We start from the raw sequence: 16,942 nt of genomic DNA on the forward strand, positions 1-16,942 counted from the left end.
CGAGGCCTTCGCAGAAATCTGCGCGCTCATGCCGAAAATGGTTGCGATGCTGTTGCTCATGGCGATGTGTATAAACAGCGGCTGGCGGTCTGACAAGTGATCTTGTGATGCGCAGGCTTATTTTGCTTGACGGCCAGTCTCCAGCCTTTCAGCGATCCACAATTTGACTAGCGATTGCCGGGTCACACCGAGACGACGTGCTTCGTTGTCGAGATCGTTGACGACCCACGTCGGAAAATCGATGTTCACGCGCTTGGGTTCGATGTTCAGATGGCGCGCCGTCGACCAGTCGAGATATTCGCTGATGTCTTCGCCATCATCGGCCATCCTGTCGAATTCTTCTGCGCTTATTGTCTTCATAATGATACCTCTCTAATTTTCGGACACGGCGCACGGAAATGATGCGAATACGGCCACCCCGCACTGTATGGACAGCCAACCACAACTTCTCCCCGAGAAGTGCGATGAGGGCGAACCGCTCTTCTCCAATATTGTGCGCTGTAACCGTCAAACCGTATTTATCGTGCCACAATGCCTGTGCATCGACAAAATCGATGCCGTGTTTGTCTTTATTGCCAGCGCTCTTTATCGGATCAAATTCGAATACCATGAGAATATAATATAAAAACTATACCATTTCCACTATCTAACCACGCTTCACCACCCGCTGCAACGCCATCATCAGTCCCCCACCGATCAAACCCCAGAAGGCCCCGGAAATACCGCCGAAGGAAAGGCCGGAAGCCGTGATGAGGAAAGTAATGGCCGCCGCCTCGCGGGTTTCCGGCTCCCTGAAGGCTGCGACAGCGGAGCCGGAAAAGGCGCCGACCAGTGCCAGCCCCGCCACAGCCTGAATGAGAATGGGCGGCGCCAGCGCCACGAAGGCCGTGACCACGCCCGCCAAAAGACCGAAAATAATATAGCCGACACCGCCGATGATCGCCGCCCAGTAACGCCGCTTCGGATCAGGATGGGCGTCCTCGCCAGCGCACATCGCCGCCGTAATCGCCGCTAGATTGACGGCATGGCCGCCAAAGGGTGCGGAAAGCAGCGAGAAAAAGCCGGTCGAGGCGAAAAGCGGTCCGGGCTGCGGATCGTAATGATTGACCTTCAGCACCGCGATACCGGGAATATTCTGCGAGGCCATGGTGACGATGAAGAGCGACAGAGCGATGGAAACAACCGCGTGGAGACTGAAGACGGGCGTTACCCACTCCATCGGCGGCGTCAGCGATTGCGCCACGCTATCAAATGCACCCGCCGGAATTTCGACACCGAAAATCATCACCAGCACGAAGGCCGCAAGGGCGGCGGGCACAGCGAACAGCCGTTTAAAAGCTCCCACCACGATCCAGGCGAGGATGATCGGCAATCCGAGCGCCGGGTTGAAGCCGATCGCCTTGATCGGTGCAAAACACAGGCCGATGATGACGCCGGAGAGCATGGCATTGGCAAGCGGCGCTGGAATGGAGGCGACCGCCTTTCCAAGCGGCCGGAACAGGCCTGCGATGATGATCAGGATGGCGCAGATGATGAAACCGCCGACGGCCGCCGGAAAGCCGCCCTCAATGACGCCGGTGGTCGCAAGCAGTGCCGCACCCGGCGTCGACCAGGCGATGCTGATGGGAAGCCGGGTGGCGGCGGAGAGAATAATGGCGCAAAGCCCCATCGCCACCGAAAGCGCCATCAGTCCCGACGCCGCCTCGAAATCCGTCGCACCGACAGCTTTCAGGCCCTGCAGCACGACGGCGAAGGAGCTGGCGAAACCGACAAAGGCGGTGAGGCAGCCCATGAACAGGCTCTGGACGGAAAAATCTTTCAGCATGAAGCACTCTGCGGCCTGCTGCCTGTCGCAAACAACCGCAGCGGTCCGCATTGGCGACAGGCAGAAACAAAACTGAAGCGTGACGCGGGAATCCGGGGATGGCGACACGCTTTGGATGAAGCGTGATTATATTCAGGATCAAAAAAGACGCGGCTTGGCAAGATGAGCCGCCAGACTTCAGGTACGGCAACAGGGAAAACGTCATCAAAGTTTAGCGGCACGGCGCTAATCCTCCCTGCATCGCAACCGGTCATCCGCCACAAGAGGGACCCTCGCCATGCTCCGCATCGTCACCACCGTCGCCTGCTGTTTTGCGGCTTTGCCCGCCGCGGCCCAGACCCCGCCGCCACCGGCCTTTCTCGGCCAGATCGTCGTTCCATCGGGCCTCTCCATCGATGGCGTCACCTTCGGCGGCATTTCCGATCTCGCCTTTGACAGCGAAACCGGGCGTTATCTCGCAATTTCCGATGACCGCGTGGAAAAAGGGCCGGCCCGTTATTACGAGCTGGAGCTGGCCGTGACGGAAGGCGCCGCCACGCTCAACATCGCCGCCACGCGCGAATTGAAGGACGAGACCGGCGCTGTTTTTGCGCCGAAGGGCATCGATGCGGAAGGCATCGCGCTCGACCGCAAGGGCGGCAAGCTCTACTGGTCCTCCGAACGTGACCTGAAGAACCAGCCGGCGCTTTACGTCTCGGACCTCGACGGCAGCAATGTGAAGCAGCTGGAACTGCCAAACGCCTATCTCGTCGATGACGCCAAGACCAGGGGCGTTCAGAACAACCTCGCTTTCGAAGGCCTGACGCTGATGCCCGGCCGGCTGATCGCCGCCACCGAAAATGCGCTCACCCAGGACGGCCCCAAGGCGACGCCGCAGGCGGGCAGCCCGGCCCGTATCCTCGTCATCGACACGGCGACGCTGAAGCCGGTCGCCGAGCATGTCTATGTCACCGAGCCTATCTCGAAGACCCCGACCGCCGCCGAGCCGAAATATAACGACAACGGCCTTTCCGCCATCGCGGCCCTGCCGGATGGCCGTTTCGTCTCTGTCGAGCGCAATTTCGCCTCCGGCGTCGGCAATCACATCCGCTTCTTCATCGCCGACATGTCCCGCGCCGACAATATTCTCGGCAAGGACAAGATCGATCCGGCATCCGTGGCCGCCGTGTCCAAATCGGCCTGGTTCGAAATCAACGAAGGCGATTTCGGCCTCGATATCGACAATATCGAAAGCTTCGCTTTCGGTCCGGTAGTGGATGGCAAGCAGCTCTTCGTCATCGCCTCCGATGACAATTTCAACACCGGCAAGCAGTTCACCCAGTTTGCCGCATTCGCAATTCCCGCCAATCTGGGTCAATGAAATCCGCATGAAGCAGAATGCCGGCTCTGGACCATGTCCGGGCCGGCATCGGCAATCTTGCCTTCACCAGCGGAGCAGACGTGAACCGGCAAAAGCGCCGATGATGCCGGTCAACAAGATGCCCAGCGAATACCAGATCAACACGAAAGCCATGCCGTTTTCGGTGCAGAACCACGAATAGACCCACGCCCCGGCCGCACCCCCGGCGATGCCCGCGGCAAAGCCCGCAAGCCTGGGATCAGCGGGAGCCGAACGCTTGAGAGCCGCGAAATTTGCGATAAACAGTGGCAGCGCGAAAGCAACGATCAAAAACGGGCAATGCAGCGCCGACGATCCGAGAATGAGGGTCCTGTAGGTGCCGGGCATGGCAAATCCAAGCTGGACGAGCGCGATCACCGCCATGGCCACAAAAATCACCGCAAGCCACGCGAACAGGCCCCCCCTGTCGCCCTCCGGCCGCGCAAGACGCATGAGGGCGAAAAATGCGACCACGGCCAGCAGGGCATTATAGGCGGATTTGACCCAGAAGCCCGGCTCGGTCATGGCGTCATTCATATCGCTGCGAAGCCCCAGAATGACGACCATCAGCAGCAGCGAAACGCCGAGCGCGGGCAGGGCCACGAACGCCAGCCTCCGCTCCAGCGCAAAAGCTCGTACGGGTTTCAGATCGCCCGCCAGTTGGTCGATGATGTCTTCCGTCTTCCTCACGTGTCCCCCCGCAACTTTGCCGCCAGGACTTTCAGCGTTCTGTGAATACCGACCCTCGCCGCAAGCTCGGTCTGGCCGGATTTTTGCGCCGCTTCGGCAATTGAGTGACCTTCGAGCTTCACCTTTCGAATGAGATCCCGTTGCCGTTCCGGCAACTCGTCGAGCAGCCGCTCCACATCCATGCGGGCCGTGACCGCATCGACGGACGGTTCCGCCTCCAGCGTTTCATCGAGTTCCACTTCCGCCAGCAGGCGAGCACCCCGGCCCCGATAGTGATCGATGAGCTTGTAGCGCGCGATCGAAAAGAACCAGGCCGTGAAGGGTCGCGCACGGTCATAGGTCTCCCGCTTGGCGTGAAGCGACAACAGGGTTTCCTGCACAAGATCTTCGACATCGCCTCTGGCGGCGGCGGCCATGCGCCGGCCGTAATAGGCGATCAGCAGCCGTCTCAGGGCATGAAGCAAATGCCTGTAGGCGCCTTCGTCCCCATCGAGGGAACGCAGCATCAGCATTTTCAGTGTTTCTTCCGAAGGGCTGCCTGTCATCGTCACTATCGGGTTATTCGCAATCGGCAGGATATTGTTACATAGTGGCTTTAAAAAAATCTCGCCCGAACTTGTCGTCACAAGCGCGTGAAGATGTAACGGCCGGCCTTTCCCGGCCGAATGGACAATCGTGAGCCCCGGCACGATGCCGGCGGACATTCAACGACGTCCAGAGGAGACCCTTCATGACCCGCATTTTCACCGCCATTGCCGCCGCTTCCCTTCTGTCCGCTCTTTCATTCGCAGGCATCGCCCATGCCGAGAGCATGAAAACCGATACGATGAAGAAGGATACCATGCATAGCGACACCATGAAGACGGAGACGATGAAAAAGGATGGCATGTCCATGACCGGCAAGAAGGCCAGCAAGAAGGACTGCATGCACAAGGCCGGCATGGAAATGGACAAGATGAAAAAGGCCGACATGATGAAGGCCTGCGACATGATGAAATAACCCCGGCCTGAAAGGAAAAAGCCCGCACCGGTTTTCACCGATACGGGCTTTCACAACTGAAAAATCGAAAACTCAGAGTTCCGACTGGCTTTCGACGATCTTGCCGACGAGGCCGTAGTCCTTGGCCTCTTCCGCACCAAGCCAGTAATCGCGATCGATATCCTTGGCGATCTTTTCTTCGCTCTGGCCGGTGGCCTTGGAGAAGATCTTGATCAGGCGCTGGTTCATCTTGATGATTTCGCGGGCCTGGATTTCGATGTCGGACGCCATGCCGCGCGTACCGCCGGAGGGTTGGTGCAGCAGGAAGCGGGTGTTCGGCAGGCAGAGGCGACGTTCCTTCGGCACCGAAACGTAAATCAGCGCGCCGGCGGAAGCGACCCAGCCCGTACCGATGATATAGACCTTCGGCTTGATGAACTTGATCATGTCGTGGATGGAATCACCCGATTCGACATGGCCGCCCGGCGAATTGACGTAAACGCGAATGTCGTCGTCGCTGGCGGCGGCGAGAGCCACGAGCTGCGTGCAGACCTTCTGCGCCAGTTCCTGCGTGATGCCACCATAGATGAAGATCGAACGCGACTTGAAAAGATTCGCTTCCGTTTCCTTGCCGATCGGCAGTTCCTTGCTCTTGTCGTCTTCGTCTTCGTTCATCAACGGCTCTCTCCAGCAAAATTCGTGCATGCCCTTCGGACATAGTGCGACTTGTTACGTAAGGCAATGAGAGAAAAAGGCAAGGTTTGCCCGCCAATAATAAACAGCACCCCCGGCAGATGACGCATGGACAGCCTGTCGGCCTTCGCGATATCGTTGACGCCTCATTGCAGCGCCGCCTGCTGCGGGAAGCCCCAAGATTCCGTTGCGGACGGCCATAATTTCAAGAGGGAACCATGCTGAAAAGACTAAGCCTCACTGCCGCCGCACTGGGCATTACCACCCTGCCGGCTTTCGCCCATCTGAACCCGGAAGAACACGGTTCCTTCATGGCCGGTGTCTCCCACCCCTTCTTTGGTGCGGACCACATTCTGGCGATGGTGGCCGTCGGCATCTGGGCCTCGCAGATCGCCGTGGCGCAGGGCGACCGCAAGGCGCTGTGGATCGTGCCTTCCGCCTTCGTCGGCACCATGGCCGCCGGCTTCCTGATGGCGGTCTACGGTATCGAGCTTCCGTTCGTCGAACCTGCCATTCTCGCTTCCGTCATCGGCCTCGGCCTGCTGGTTGCCATGGCTGCAAGGCTTCCGACGGCCGCCGCCGCTGCAGTGGTCGGCGCTTTCGCCCTTTTCCACGGCCACGCCCATGGCGGTGAACTCGGCAGCGCTGGCGCATGGCAATTCGGCATCGGCTTCATGATCGCCACCGCCATCCTGCATGCGGCCGGAATTGCGCTCGGCCTCGGCATTGCCCGTTTCGGTTCGGTAGCCAGCCGCACCGTCGGCGCCTTGACGGCGATTGCGGGTCTCTCGCTCGCCTTCGGCGGCTGACGATCATTACCGAAATTTAAAATTCGGACCGCTTTGAAAAGCCGGAATTGAGGCCTACCTCCTTATCGTGGATTTTCGCTTCACGGTAAGGAGGCATCATATGTCACCGGAAGAAAGCCAGCTTCTCAAGGCCCTGTTCGACAGAACCAGAACCGCATCCGCCACCCCGCGCGACCGCGAGGCGGAAACATTGATCGCCGACGCCGTGCGCGATCAGCCCGCAGCGCCCTATTATCTCGCCCAGGCGGTCATCGTTCAGGAAAAGGGTCTGGAGGCGGCGGCAGCCCATATCAAGCAGCTCGAAGACCGCATCCACGCGCTGGAAAGCGGCAATAGCGCCCCGCAGGCCGCAGCGCAGGGCGGCTTTCTGAGTTCCATCTTCGGAACCGGCCAGTCACAGCCGCCAGCGCCGACACCCGCCCCTGCCCAGCAAACCTCATGGCGCAACGATACCGCCGGCCAGACGGCGGGTCCCTGGGGATCGCCAGCCGGCCAGCAATCCGGCGGCCCCTGGAGCCAGCAATCCGCCGCATTCGGGCGTTCTTCCGGCGGTGGTTTTCTGCAGGGTGCGCTTGGGACCGCTGCGGGTGTCGCCGGCGGCATGCTGCTCGCCAATTCGCTGAGCGGCATTTTCGGCAGCCACATGTCGTCGCTCGGCCTTGGCTCGCCCTTCGGCGGCGGCAATGCCGCGGGTAACGCGCCTGTCGAGGAAACCGTCATCAATAATTATTACGGCGACAACGCCAGCCCGCAGAACAACGACGACGACGATATCCGGCAGGCCGATGACGACAGCGCCGACGACGCGGATTTCGATTCAGGCGACGACGGTTCGTTCGCCTGAACCTTTAATCTCGTAGAAGCCCGGATCAGCCCCGACCGCGATAGGTGGGAACACCCTGATCCGGCAGCCACACGCCTTCGGGCGCCGGTCCGGTCTGCCAGAAGACGTCGATCGGAATGCCGCCGCGCGGATACCAGTAAGCGCCGATTCTCAGCCACTTCGGCTGAAGCAGGTCCACCAGCCGCCTGGCGATATAGACCGAGCAATCCTCATGGAATGCGCCGTGGTTGCGGAAGGATTGCAGGAACAGCTTCAGCGACTTGGATTCCACCAGAAAGTCGCCGGCGATATAGTCGATGACGATATGGGCGAAATCCGGCTGGCCGGTCATCGGGCAAAGCGAGGTGAATTCGGGTGCGGTAAAGCGCACCACGTAATCGGTGCCGGCATTGCCGTTCGGCACCTTTTCGAGAACGGCCTTTTCCGGGCTCTCTGGCGTATCGACCTTCGTGCCCAGCTGCGACAGGCCGGAAACATCCGTCACGGACATGGAAAACTCCTGTTTTTCAAACAATCACTTTGACGCCATGCGCCTTTTCGCCTTCCGGCTCGACGTGAATGGCAAGGCTGGCGCCCGGTATGACGTCCCTTATGGCATCTTCAAGGCGGTCGCAAATATCATGCGCCTCGCGCACCGTCATGACAGCTGGAACAACGACGTGAAAATCGATGAAGGCGGCCGAGCCGGCCCGGCGTGTCCTCAGATCATGGACGCCAATGACGCCGCCGCAATGTTCGGCGATGGCCTTCTTGATCGCCTCGTCCTCTTCCGGCTCCACGGCCCGGTCCATCAGCCCGCCAAGCGAATGCAGAATGACCTTGGAACCCTGGAACAGGATGTTGATGGCCACCAGGATGGCGAGCAGCGGATCGAGAATGGCATAACCCGTCAAAAGCGCCAGAACGAGGCCGACGAGAACGCCTGCCGAGGTCACGACATCGGACATGATGTGATGGCCGTCCGCGGCCAGCGCCGGTGAGGCGTGTCTTTTGCCGACACGGATCAGGGTCGTCGCCCAGATGGCGTTGATGACGCCCGCCGCCGCATTGATGGCAAGACCAAGGGCCGGCGCTTCCGGCAGCCTCGGGTTGAAAAGACCGCCCCAGGCCTCCTGCACGATCAGGAGCGCGGCAACGACGATCAGCACACCCTCCACGACGGCGGAAATATACTCCGCCTTGTGGTGGCCGAACTGGTGGTCGTCATCGGCGGGCTTCTGCGCATAGCGAATGACGAAATAGGCGATGAAGGCCGCGACCACGTTGACGGTCGATTCCAGACCGTCCGATAAAAGCGCGACCGAGCCCGTGACCCACCAGGCCACGAGCTTGAGGCCCAGCACGCCGAAAGAAAGCGGAATGCTCCAGAATGCGAGCTTCCGGACCAGCATATTGCCTTCACTGTTCATTTTTGCCCCCGTGCGGATGCGAACGAATTGCATGACCGATTGCCAAAACGCACGAACCGCGCGCACGGGGTCTCCGTGCGCGCGGTTCGCTATTTGCGCGTTCTATCGTTCAAACGGAGAACAAGGTCAAGGGCCTTGCGCTCAGGCCCAAAACATCACTCTTCGCTTTTCTGCTCGCAGAAACGAATGCGGTTGCCGAACGGATCGGTCACTTCCATCACATCGCCCCATGGCAGTTCTTCGACGCCCGGCTTCATGAAGCGATAGTCTTTCGCCGCCAGTTCCTGTTGATAGGCGTGAACGCCGTACATGGTGGCAAAGATGTTGGAGCCCGGCGTCGCATCGCCGTGATGGCCGCTGAGGTGAAGCCCCATCCCTGCCCGTGAAACCTGCATGTAAAGCGGGAAATTATCGCCGAAGCGGTGTTCCCAGTCGATCTCGAAACCGAGAAAATCGACATAAAACTCGCGCGCCTTCGCCTCATCGAAAATTCTGACGATCGGAAATATCCGCTCGAAGCCGATTTCCCCGCCCGTTTGCGTTCCCGCATCGGCCATGCTGCCCTACCTTGTTTCAGACCGTAAAATGAAACCGGCCGCACAAGGTGCGGCCGGTAGGATCAGCTTATTCGGCTGCGACGATCTTGCCGTCCTGCCACTTGAACAGCGAGAAGGCCTGCGAGGTCAGGTCGCCGTTTTCGCCGTAGGTCACCTTGCCGATTGCGGTCGGGAAAGCGTCGCCGCTTTTCAGGGCCGTGGCGACCGCTTCGGAATCCTTGGCGCTTCCGGCCTTCTCGATGCCGGCCTTCAGCACTTCGACGGCAGCGTAAGCATTGAGCGTGAAGGCTTCCGCCGGAATGTTGGCGGCCTTCAGCGCTTCGGCAGCAGCCTTGGAATCGTCGTTCTTCAGCGCGTCGGAAGCGTTGGTGAAGATCGTGCCTTCGCCAGCCTGCGAACCGATGTTCCAGAACTCGCTGTTCGACAGGCCGTCACCGCCGATGACGGCAGCCTTGGAGCCGATATCCTTCAGCTGGCGCACCAGAAGACCCGCTTCCGGATGGTAACCGCCGAAATAGACGATGTCGGCATTGTCGGACTTCAGACGGGCCGTCAGCGCGCCGAGATCTTTTTCGCCGGGCGTCAGCGCATCGTAGAGAACTTCGGTCACGCCGCCGGCATTCAGCGTGGTCTTGAAGGCGTCCGCCAGACCTTTGCCGTAGGCGCCCTTGTCGTGAATGATGGCGATCTTCTTGTCCTTGAGGTTGGCGAGAACATATTTCGCCGCAACCTCGGCCTGCTGGTCGTCACGACCGCAGGTACGGAAAACGTTGGCAAGGCCACGGTTGGTCAGGCCCGGCGCGGTCGCCGTCGGCGTCACCATCAGCACGCCGTTTTCGGCAAAGACATCCGATGCCGGAATGGCGACGCCGGACGTCACCGGACCGACGACGAAGTGGATGCCTTCGGCAACCAGCTGGTTGGCCGCGGAAACGCCCTGCTTCGGCTCACCGCCGTCATCGGCAAGCTTCAGCACGACCTGTTCGCCGAGGATGCCGCCCTTCTTGTTGATTTCATTGACTGCCGTCTGGGCGCCGTTCTTCACCTGGTCGCCATAGGCGGCGACAGGACCGGTGAGCGGCGCAATCAGGCCGATGACGATCTCGGCATGAGCAAGGGGTGCGAATGCGAAGGACGCTGCAAGCGTCACGCTGGTCAATGTCTTCAGTTTCATCCTGGTGTCTCCTTAAAGGGGGTCGCGGGACCCGGTGAGCGCCATGGGGCGCCGACCGAATGAAACTATCGGACGCCTCCCGGCGAAAACTCGTTCCATTTTTGAATTCCGAGCCTTCCACTCAACTCATACGGAAGGTTTGATGATTTATGCAAGTCACTTTGCTGGATTAGCTCTATTAGCGGTAAATCAATCGCCGGATCGGCCGTGATTGCGCCGCCTGAATGGACGCATCGACCTTCCGTAAACGCTTGGCGTTTGGCCGCCGCTGGAGGATAATACGCCATGATCGCAGCAGATGAAGAATTTCTGACGGGCCTGCCCGTCTTCCGGCATTTTGAAGACGTGGCCGACCCGGCGCTTTATCGCGCCCTGCCGCCGGGATGGGGGCTGGCCATCGCCGATATCGTTGATTCGACCTCGGCAATCGGCACCGGCCGCTACAAGGCCGTCAACATGGCCGGTGCGGCGGTCATATCGGGCGTATCGAACAGTCTCGGACGTCACGACCTGCCCTTCGTTTTCGGCGGCGATGGCGCCGCTGTCGCGGTGCCGCCACAGGGGCTGTCTGTCGCACGCACTGCGCTTTCGAATGTGCAGCGCTGGGTGAAGGACGATCTCGATCTTGCCATGCGCGTGGCGCTGGTTCCCGTCGAGGATATTCGTGAAAATGGCTTCGATATTCGTGTCGCGCGCTTTCAGGCGAGCGAGGATGTTTCCTACGCCATGTTCTCGGGCGGCGGCAACAGCTGGGCGGAAGCGCGGATGAAGGAGGGGCAATATGCCCTGCCCGCAGCCGAAACGGGCGAGCGTCCCGATCTCACCGGTCTTTCATGCCGCTGGAACCCCATTCCGGCCACCCATGGCAAGGTGGTGTCGATCATCGCCGTGCCGGGGCCATCGCGGGACATGCCGGCATTTCGCCAACTGGTCGTCGATCTTGTCGATCTCGCCGAACAGGACGCAAGACACGGCCACCCCGTGCCGGAAGATGGGCCAAAACTCGGTTTCGTGCGCGAGGGTCTCGGCCTCGAAGCCCGGGCCGGCGCTGCCTATCACGATGTCTGGGGCAAGATGCGCCGCTCGTTTCGCATTCTCGGCGAATCCCTGCTCGTCAATCTCTTGAGCGTGACGGGGCTCTCATTCGGGCCGTTCAATGCGATACGCTACCGGCGTTCGGTCGCGAGCAATACGGATTTCAGGAAGTTCGATGACGGCCTGAAGATGACGGTGGATATCGACGCCGCACGGCTCGAAAAAATCCGCGCGCGGCTGGAACAGGGCCGCCTCTCGGGAAGCTGTTATTACGGCCTGCACGAACAGGATGCGGCATTGATGACCTGTATCGTCCCGTCTCCGCTTTCGAGAGACCATATGCATTTCGTGGATGGTGCCGACGGCGGATATGCGGCTGCGGCAAGCCGTCTCAAGCAGCAGATGCAGACTACCGCGCCGGCCTGAAAACCGCGCCAGACGCAGCCCCGATCCCTGTGCCGAATGCACCCGCAGCGAAGGCCGCTGAAAAGAAAAACCGGCGTCGTGCGCCGGTTTCAATCGAGTGATGCTGCCGGGCCTTAACAGGGCCGTGGGATCACGCAGCGGTCTTGCTGCTCTTCTGCGCCTGGCAGTAAATTTCCTCGAGGGAGGCGAGGATCTTTTTCACGGATTCGGAATTGCTGGAATAGTAGATGGTCTGCGCATCCCGTCGTGTCTTCACCAGCCGCTGGGCACGCAATTTCGAAAGATGCTGCGAGAGAGCGGACTGGCTGAGACCAACCTGTGAAGCGAGAACACCAACCGGCACTTCCGTATCCACCAGCGTGCACAAGATCATCAGGCGCTTGGGATTCGCCATGGCTGAGAGCAAGTCTGCAGCGGCGATGCTATGTTCCGACAGAGATTGGTTATCCATACGCTCAAGTCTCCTGATGACAGTCGAAAAAGACGGTCATGGTGGCTATTATAGGTGTTCCAAAAGGTGTTTTTATAATTCAGTCGATACGTTGTATATACCTAAATCTTGCTTATATCGTGTCCCTTTCAAAGACTATTCTTCACCGGTTATTTACTTAAAATATTGTGACCAAATTATCAGCTTTTTGCCTGTTTTTTGTCAATTTGATGATAAACACATGTATTAGCGGCAGTATTTATAAGCAATAAACGATCAAAAGTTGAGCGCCGAAATCTTGTTACCCAATGCCGGATTTTGAGGATGCAATCTATTACCACCTTAAATTTAGCAGCGAGCTAAAGAATCTAGATTAACTTTGCGCAATTTTCTCTAAGTTTGCAATATGATTTTTATTAGTAATTATTTTCATGCATAACTTGTGATATCAAAAATATTCTTTGCTACCGTGGGAAGGTATAACTTGCGCCGCAAAGACCTTGCCGGAAAAGACAAAGGGCCCTCCACGCGGGAAGGCCCTTTCTCTTTTTCAGACAGGCGAATCGTTATTTCTTGCGGTGACGCGTCAGCCCCGCCACGACTTCATCGGCCGAAATCGTGCCGACGATCGCACCGTTGTCGACGACGCCGATAGCGCCGGAGTGTTTTGACAGCGCATCGAGAATATCGATCAGCGGCGATGACGGGCGGGCGGTGGCGGCGACTGTCATCTGCCCGTTGCGTTCGTCCACCCCACGCTTCATCACATCGGCGGCGGTCAGCATGGAGATCGGGTTCATGTTCTGCACGAAATCCGCGACATAGGGCGTGGCCGGCTGCTTGACGATCTGCTGCGGCGTTCCGCACTGGATGATGCGTCCGCCCTCCATCATGGCGATGCGGTTGCCGATGCGGAAGGCCTCGTCCAGATCGTGGCTGACGAAGAGAATCGTTTTCTTCAGCCGGCTCTGGAATTCCAGAAGCTCGTCCTGCAGGCGGCTTCTGATAAGAGGGTCGAGCGCCGAGAACGGCTCGTCCATCAACAGGATCGGCGCGCCCGTGGCAAAGGCTCTCGCCAGCCCCACACGCTGCTGCATGCCGCCGGAAAGCTCTCCCACCTTGCGGTCGGCCCAGGCGGAGAGATTGACCAGTTCCAGCTGCTCGGCCACCATGCGCTTGCGCTCGGCTTCCGGCACGCCGGAAAGCTCAAGCCCGAAGCCGACATTGTCGGCCACATTGCGCCAGGGCAGAAGGCCGAATTGCTGGAAGACCATGGAAACCGTGTGCATGCGCAGATCGCGCAGCGCTTTCGCCGTCGAGCGATAGGGATCGACATAGCCTGACTTGGTCTTCACGCCGACATTGCCGCGCACCACGGGCGCAAGCCCGTTGACGGCCCTGAGCAGGGTCGACTTGCCCGAACCGGAAAGCCCCATGAGCACGAGTATCTCGCCCTCGCTGACCGAGAGCGAGGCATTGGCGACGCCGAGAACCAGTCCGGTTTCGGCATTGATCTCGTCACGCGTGCTGCCCTTGTCGATCAGCGGCAGCGCCGCATCGGGCCGGTCGCCGAAAACGATATCGACATTTCCAAAGATGATGGCGTCACTCATAGATCATCCTCCGCGCCGGGAAGGCGGAAAAGTCGGTCGAGAACGATCGCCAGTATGACGATGCACAGTCCCGCTTCGAAGCCCATAGCGATGTTGACGGTGTTCAGGGCGCGCACCACGGGTACGCCGAGACCATTGGCGCCGACGAGGGCGGAAATGACCACCATCGACAGCGACAGCATGATCGTCTGGGTAAGGCCGGCCATGATCTGCGGCGCGGCGAAGGGAAGCTCCACCTTGCGCAGAACCTGCGACGGCGTCGCGCCAAAGGCGACGGCCGCCTCCACCAGCGCCGGCGGCGTCGAAACGATGCCGAGGCGGGTGAGCCGCACGGGAGCCGGAATGGCGAAGATGACGGTGGCGATGAGCCCCGGAACCATGCCGAGACCGAACAGCACCAGCGCCGGGATGAGATAAACGAAGGTGGGGATGGTCTGCATCAGGTCCAGCACCGGGCGCATGCCGGCATAAATCCATTTGCGCCGCGCCGCCAATATGCCGAGCGGTATGCCGATGATCATGCAGACGGCGCTGGCGGCGATGACGAGCGCCAGCGTTTCTGTCGTCGCCTTCCAGTAGCCCAGATTGATGATAAGCAGCAGGCCGAGCGCGGTGAAGACCGGCATGCCGACGGAGCGGCGCGTCCAGGCGGAAAGCGCCGTCAGGATCGCCACGATGATGAGCGGATGCGGCGCCTGCAGCACATAAAGCAGGGCGTTGATGACGCTTTGGAAAATGAAGGAAAGCCAATCGAAGAAAAAAGCGAGATTGCCGGTCAGCCAGTCAATGGCCTCCTTGGCATATCGGCCGACGGGCAGGCGGTTTTCAGGAGCGCTGAGCCATTCCACGGTAAGAAAAGACCTTTCGTGAACTAAAACAATTCCGGCAAAAGTGCAGAGCGGTTTTGCGTCCGGAATTGCGCAGACAACAAAGAAATAGAGCATCGTCATCCCGTTTCACCGGGATTGCTCCAATGCAGAAATGACGGCCGGCAGCGGAACTGCCGGACGCGGTGCTGGCGCATGACCCTCAATGTCTGAAAATTCACAGGCAAGGTCATGCATGGGCATCGTTATTTCCCGCTGATCCGGCCTGCCGCGCAGGCCGGATGCAGTCATGCATCGTCTTGCGGCTTAGAGGCCGAGAGCCTTCTTGGCGGCAGGCAGGGCGTCGGCGCTACCGTCCTTGGTCTTGACGTTGGCGAGCCAGGGCTCGATCGCCGTCGGATTGGCCTTCAGCCAGGCGGTTGCAGCCGCCTCGCCCTCAAGGCCGTCATTCAGGATCTTGCCCATGATCTCGTTTTCCATGGGCAGGGAAAATTGCAGGTTCTTGAGGAAGGCGCCGACATTCGGGCACTCCTCGACGTAACCCTTGCGGACATTGGTATGGATCGTCGCACCGCCGAGATTGGGACCGAAGACCTCGTCGCCGCCGGTCAGATAGGTCAGCTTGAAATTCGCATTCATGGGATGCGGTTCCCAGCCGAGGAAGACGATGGGCTCGCCGGATTTTTCAGCACGCGCCACCTGGGAGAGCATGCCCTGTTCGGACGACTCGACCACCTCGAATGACTTCAGACCGAAACTGTCCTTGGCCACCATGTCGAGAATCAGGCGATTGCCGTCATTGCCCGGCTCGATACCATAGATCTTGCCGCCGAGATCGGCGCTATGGGCGGCGATGTCCTTGAAATCCTTGATGCCGAGTTCGGCGCCCTTGGCGTTGGTCGCCAGCGTGTATTTCGCGCCGGTCAGGTTTTCCCGCAGCGTTTCCACGGATTTGTCTTCGCGGTAGGGCGCGATATCGCCTTCCATGGTCGGCATCCAGTTGCCGAGGAAGACGTCGATGTCCTTGTTTTTCAGGGATGTGTAGGTAACGGGTACGGAGAGAAGCTTGACGTCGGTTTCATAGCCAAGGCTTTTCAGAAGCACGGTGGCGGTGGCCGTCGTGGCGGTGATGTCGGTCCAGCCCACATCGGAAAAGCGCACTGTGCCACAGCTTGCCGGTTCCGCAGCACCGGCCGCACTGAACGTCATGGAGGAGATTGCTGCGGCCAAGGCCAGACAGCGGCTTCTATTTGCAAACATATGGCTTGCTCCCTGTTTTTTCGTTCCCTTGCCATTATCAATATCTGCCGGACACAATCAACTCGCGCGCATTTGCGTGCTTTGGCGCACCGTTTGCGACAAAATCGTGAAAATCACCGGCTTTCAACGCCCGAATGCGACAAACAGTCCGGTTGCGGAAATCTGTGTTTTTCCCACTGCGGCACTTTTCAATCCGCTTCTTCGCCGTCAAAAGACGCTGGCTGCAGCATCGGCATAAACGACAATCGGCTCTGTGAGTCGCGATGTGCCGATTCAACAGGTTGGAGCATTGTTGAGAAGCGTCCGAAGGACGCAAGGGCGCTCCGGGAGTGGATAATGGCAAAACTCTATTTCAATTATTCGACGATGAACGCCGGCAAATCGACCATGCTGCTGCAGGCATCCTATAATTATCAGGAGCGCGGCATGCGCACACTGATCTTCACGGCTGCCTTTGACGACCGGGCCGGCGTCGGCCGTGTCGCCTCGCGCATCGGCCTCTCCTCCGACGCCCTGACCTTCGATGACAATACCAACCTGTTCGCCGAGGTATCGGCCCTCACAGCCGAAGCGCCGGTCGCCTGCGTTTTCATCGATGAAGCCAACTTTCTCTCCGAACACCATGTCTGGCAGCTTGCCGACATTGTCGACAGGCTGAACATCCCGGTCATGACCTATGGCCTGCGCACGGATTTTCAGGGAAAGCTTTTCCCCGCCTCGAAAGAACTGCTCGCCATTGCCGACGAGCTTCGCGAAATCCGCACCATCTGCCATTGCGGCCGCAAGGCGACGATGGTCGCCCGCTTCGACAATGAAGGAAAGGTCGTGACGGAAGGCGCGCAGATCGATGTCGGCGGCAACGAGAAATATGTTTCCTTCTGCCGCCGCCACTGGGTGGAGACGTTCAAGGGCGAGTGAACATCTGCGTCCGGTTGCCGCATTTGATTTTCCGCAAAGATGGCTCCCCCGCTCCTGGGCTAAGACGACGGCGAC

At 59.4% G+C, this 16,942-nt stretch carries 21 protein-coding genes; 7 read left to right on the forward strand and 14 right to left on the reverse strand.

Annotated elements, in window-relative coordinates; translation table 11 throughout:
* Positions 1-117: 117 nt before the first annotated feature.
* From brnA to ACQZ60_RS11170, 3 genes are read right to left on the reverse strand one after another with little or no spacing between them, the layout of a single operon-like run.
* Positions 118-360, reverse strand: a complete 243-nt coding sequence (gene brnA / locus ACQZ60_RS11160) for a type II toxin-antitoxin system BrnA family antitoxin (RefSeq protein WP_020808480.1) — start codon at positions 358-360, stop codon at positions 118-120.
* Complete coding sequence (locus tag ACQZ60_RS11165; protein WP_031233333.1) at positions 317-610, reverse strand: BrnT family toxin; 294 nt, start codon at positions 608-610, stop codon at positions 317-319. The genes brnA and ACQZ60_RS11165 overlap by 44 nt, the downstream gene beginning before the upstream one ends.
* A 36-nt stretch (positions 611-646) precedes the next feature.
* Entirely contained in the window at positions 647-1,825 is a 1,179-nt protein-coding gene (locus ACQZ60_RS11170; protein WP_448735235.1) for a benzoate/H(+) symporter BenE family transporter, read from the reverse strand.
* A 277-nt stretch (positions 1,826-2,102) separates the two neighbouring features.
* Here ACQZ60_RS11170 and ACQZ60_RS11175 point away from each other — a divergent pair, with 277 nt between their 5' ends.
* Positions 2,103-3,185 carry an esterase-like activity of phytase family protein gene (locus tag ACQZ60_RS11175; protein WP_448735236.1) on the forward strand — a complete coding sequence of 361 codons (1,083 nt, stop codon included), beginning with the start codon at positions 2,103-2,105 and terminating at the stop codon, positions 3,183-3,185.
* Between the two features lie 63 nt (positions 3,186-3,248).
* Here the strand turns inward: ACQZ60_RS11175 and ACQZ60_RS11180 are convergent, their stop codons facing one another.
* Positions 3,249-3,893 carry an NrsF family protein gene (locus ACQZ60_RS11180; protein ID WP_448735237.1) on the reverse strand — a complete coding sequence of 215 codons (645 nt, stop codon included), beginning with the start codon at positions 3,891-3,893 and terminating at the stop codon, positions 3,249-3,251.
* Positions 3,890-4,438: a sigma-70 family RNA polymerase sigma factor gene (locus ACQZ60_RS11185; RefSeq protein WP_448735238.1), complete on the reverse strand. Its 549-nt coding sequence runs from the start codon at positions 4,436-4,438 to the stop codon at positions 3,890-3,892. The genes ACQZ60_RS11180 and ACQZ60_RS11185 overlap by 4 nt, the downstream gene beginning before the upstream one ends.
* Before the next feature lie 185 nt (positions 4,439-4,623).
* Between ACQZ60_RS11185 and ACQZ60_RS11190 the strand changes: the two genes are divergently transcribed.
* Positions 4,624-4,893, forward strand: coding sequence for a pentapeptide MXKDX repeat protein (locus ACQZ60_RS11190; RefSeq protein WP_448735239.1), 270 nt, complete (start codon positions 4,624-4,626; stop codon positions 4,891-4,893).
* Between the two features lie 72 nt (positions 4,894-4,965).
* Here ACQZ60_RS11190 and ACQZ60_RS11195 read toward each other — a convergent pair whose 3' ends face one another.
* Entirely contained in the window at positions 4,966-5,547 is a 582-nt protein-coding gene (locus ACQZ60_RS11195; protein ID WP_003523060.1) for an ATP-dependent Clp protease proteolytic subunit, read from the reverse strand.
* Positions 5,548-5,783: 236 nt separating this feature from the next.
* On the opposite strand from ACQZ60_RS11195, the gene ACQZ60_RS11200 reads away from it, so the two are divergent.
* Together ACQZ60_RS11200 and ACQZ60_RS11205 are read left to right on the forward strand one after the other, a co-directional pair.
* Positions 5,784-6,374, forward strand: coding sequence for a HupE/UreJ family protein (locus ACQZ60_RS11200; protein WP_448735240.1), 591 nt, complete (start codon positions 5,784-5,786; stop codon positions 6,372-6,374).
* A 100-nt stretch (positions 6,375-6,474) separates the two neighbouring features.
* The gene (locus ACQZ60_RS11205; protein ID WP_448735241.1) at positions 6,475-7,218 is read left to right on the forward strand and encodes a DUF2076 domain-containing protein; all 744 of its coding nucleotides are present in this window, start codon (positions 6,475-6,477) and stop codon (positions 7,216-7,218) included.
* Between the two features lie 25 nt (positions 7,219-7,243).
* Here ACQZ60_RS11205 and queF read toward each other — a convergent pair whose 3' ends face one another.
* The 4 genes from queF to ACQZ60_RS11225 all read right to left on the reverse strand — a co-directional run bounded on the left by queF (position 7,244) and on the right by ACQZ60_RS11225 (position 10,358).
* Positions 7,244-7,708, reverse strand: coding sequence for a preQ(1) synthase (gene queF / locus ACQZ60_RS11210; protein ID WP_174057156.1), 465 nt, complete (start codon positions 7,706-7,708; stop codon positions 7,244-7,246).
* Between the two features lie 16 nt (positions 7,709-7,724).
* Entirely contained in the window at positions 7,725-8,627 is a 903-nt protein-coding gene (locus ACQZ60_RS11215) for a cation diffusion facilitator family transporter (RefSeq protein WP_448735242.1), read from the reverse strand.
* 155 nt (positions 8,628-8,782) lie between these two features.
* Positions 8,783-9,184 carry a glyoxalase superfamily protein gene (locus ACQZ60_RS11220; protein ID WP_304981521.1) on the reverse strand — a complete coding sequence of 134 codons (402 nt, stop codon included), beginning with the start codon at positions 9,182-9,184 and terminating at the stop codon, positions 8,783-8,785.
* A 67-nt stretch (positions 9,185-9,251) separates the two neighbouring features.
* On the reverse strand, positions 9,252-10,358 hold the full coding sequence (locus tag ACQZ60_RS11225; protein ID WP_065655678.1) for a branched-chain amino acid ABC transporter substrate-binding protein: 1,107 nt from the start codon (positions 10,356-10,358) through the stop codon (positions 9,252-9,254).
* A 285-nt stretch (positions 10,359-10,643) separates the two neighbouring features.
* Here ACQZ60_RS11225 and ACQZ60_RS11230 point away from each other — a divergent pair, with 285 nt between their 5' ends.
* A complete protein-coding gene (locus ACQZ60_RS11230; protein ID WP_448735243.1) occupies positions 10,644-11,819 on the forward strand; it encodes a DUF3095 domain-containing protein in 1,176 nt (391 codons plus the stop codon).
* Positions 11,820-11,949: 130 nt separating this feature from the next.
* On the opposite strand, the gene ACQZ60_RS11235 is transcribed toward ACQZ60_RS11230, so the two are convergent.
* The 4 genes from ACQZ60_RS11235 to ACQZ60_RS11250 all read right to left on the reverse strand — a co-directional run bounded on the left by ACQZ60_RS11235 (position 11,950) and on the right by ACQZ60_RS11250 (position 15,898).
* Positions 11,950-12,270: an ArsR/SmtB family transcription factor gene (locus ACQZ60_RS11235; RefSeq protein ID WP_003524068.1), complete on the reverse strand. Its 321-nt coding sequence runs from the start codon at positions 12,268-12,270 to the stop codon at positions 11,950-11,952.
* 545 nt (positions 12,271-12,815) lie between these two features.
* Entirely contained in the window at positions 12,816-13,862 is a 1,047-nt protein-coding gene (gene choV / locus ACQZ60_RS11240) for a choline ABC transporter ATP-binding protein (RefSeq protein ID WP_035260963.1), read from the reverse strand.
* Positions 13,859-14,710, reverse strand: a complete 852-nt coding sequence (choW, locus tag ACQZ60_RS11245; protein ID WP_059754593.1) for a choline ABC transporter permease subunit — start codon at positions 14,708-14,710, stop codon at positions 13,859-13,861. The genes choV and choW overlap by 4 nt, the downstream gene beginning before the upstream one ends.
* A 285-nt stretch (positions 14,711-14,995) precedes the next feature.
* Positions 14,996-15,898: a choline ABC transporter substrate-binding protein gene (locus ACQZ60_RS11250; protein WP_371259706.1), complete on the reverse strand. Its 903-nt coding sequence runs from the start codon at positions 15,896-15,898 to the stop codon at positions 14,996-14,998.
* Between ACQZ60_RS11250 and ACQZ60_RS11255 the strand changes: the two genes are divergently transcribed.
* A complete protein-coding gene (locus ACQZ60_RS11255) occupies positions 15,897-16,187 on the forward strand; it encodes a hypothetical protein (RefSeq protein WP_174056934.1) in 291 nt (96 codons plus the stop codon). The two genes, ACQZ60_RS11250 and ACQZ60_RS11255, sit on opposite strands and share 2 nt — an antisense overlap.
* Before the next feature lie 98 nt (positions 16,188-16,285).
* The gene (locus ACQZ60_RS11260; RefSeq protein ID WP_020812127.1) at positions 16,286-16,867 is read left to right on the forward strand and encodes a thymidine kinase; all 582 of its coding nucleotides are present in this window, start codon (positions 16,286-16,288) and stop codon (positions 16,865-16,867) included.
* The last annotated feature ends 75 nt before the right edge of the window (positions 16,868-16,942 follow it).

It is taken from the genome of Agrobacterium sp. 22-223-1 (genome assembly GCF_053522385.1).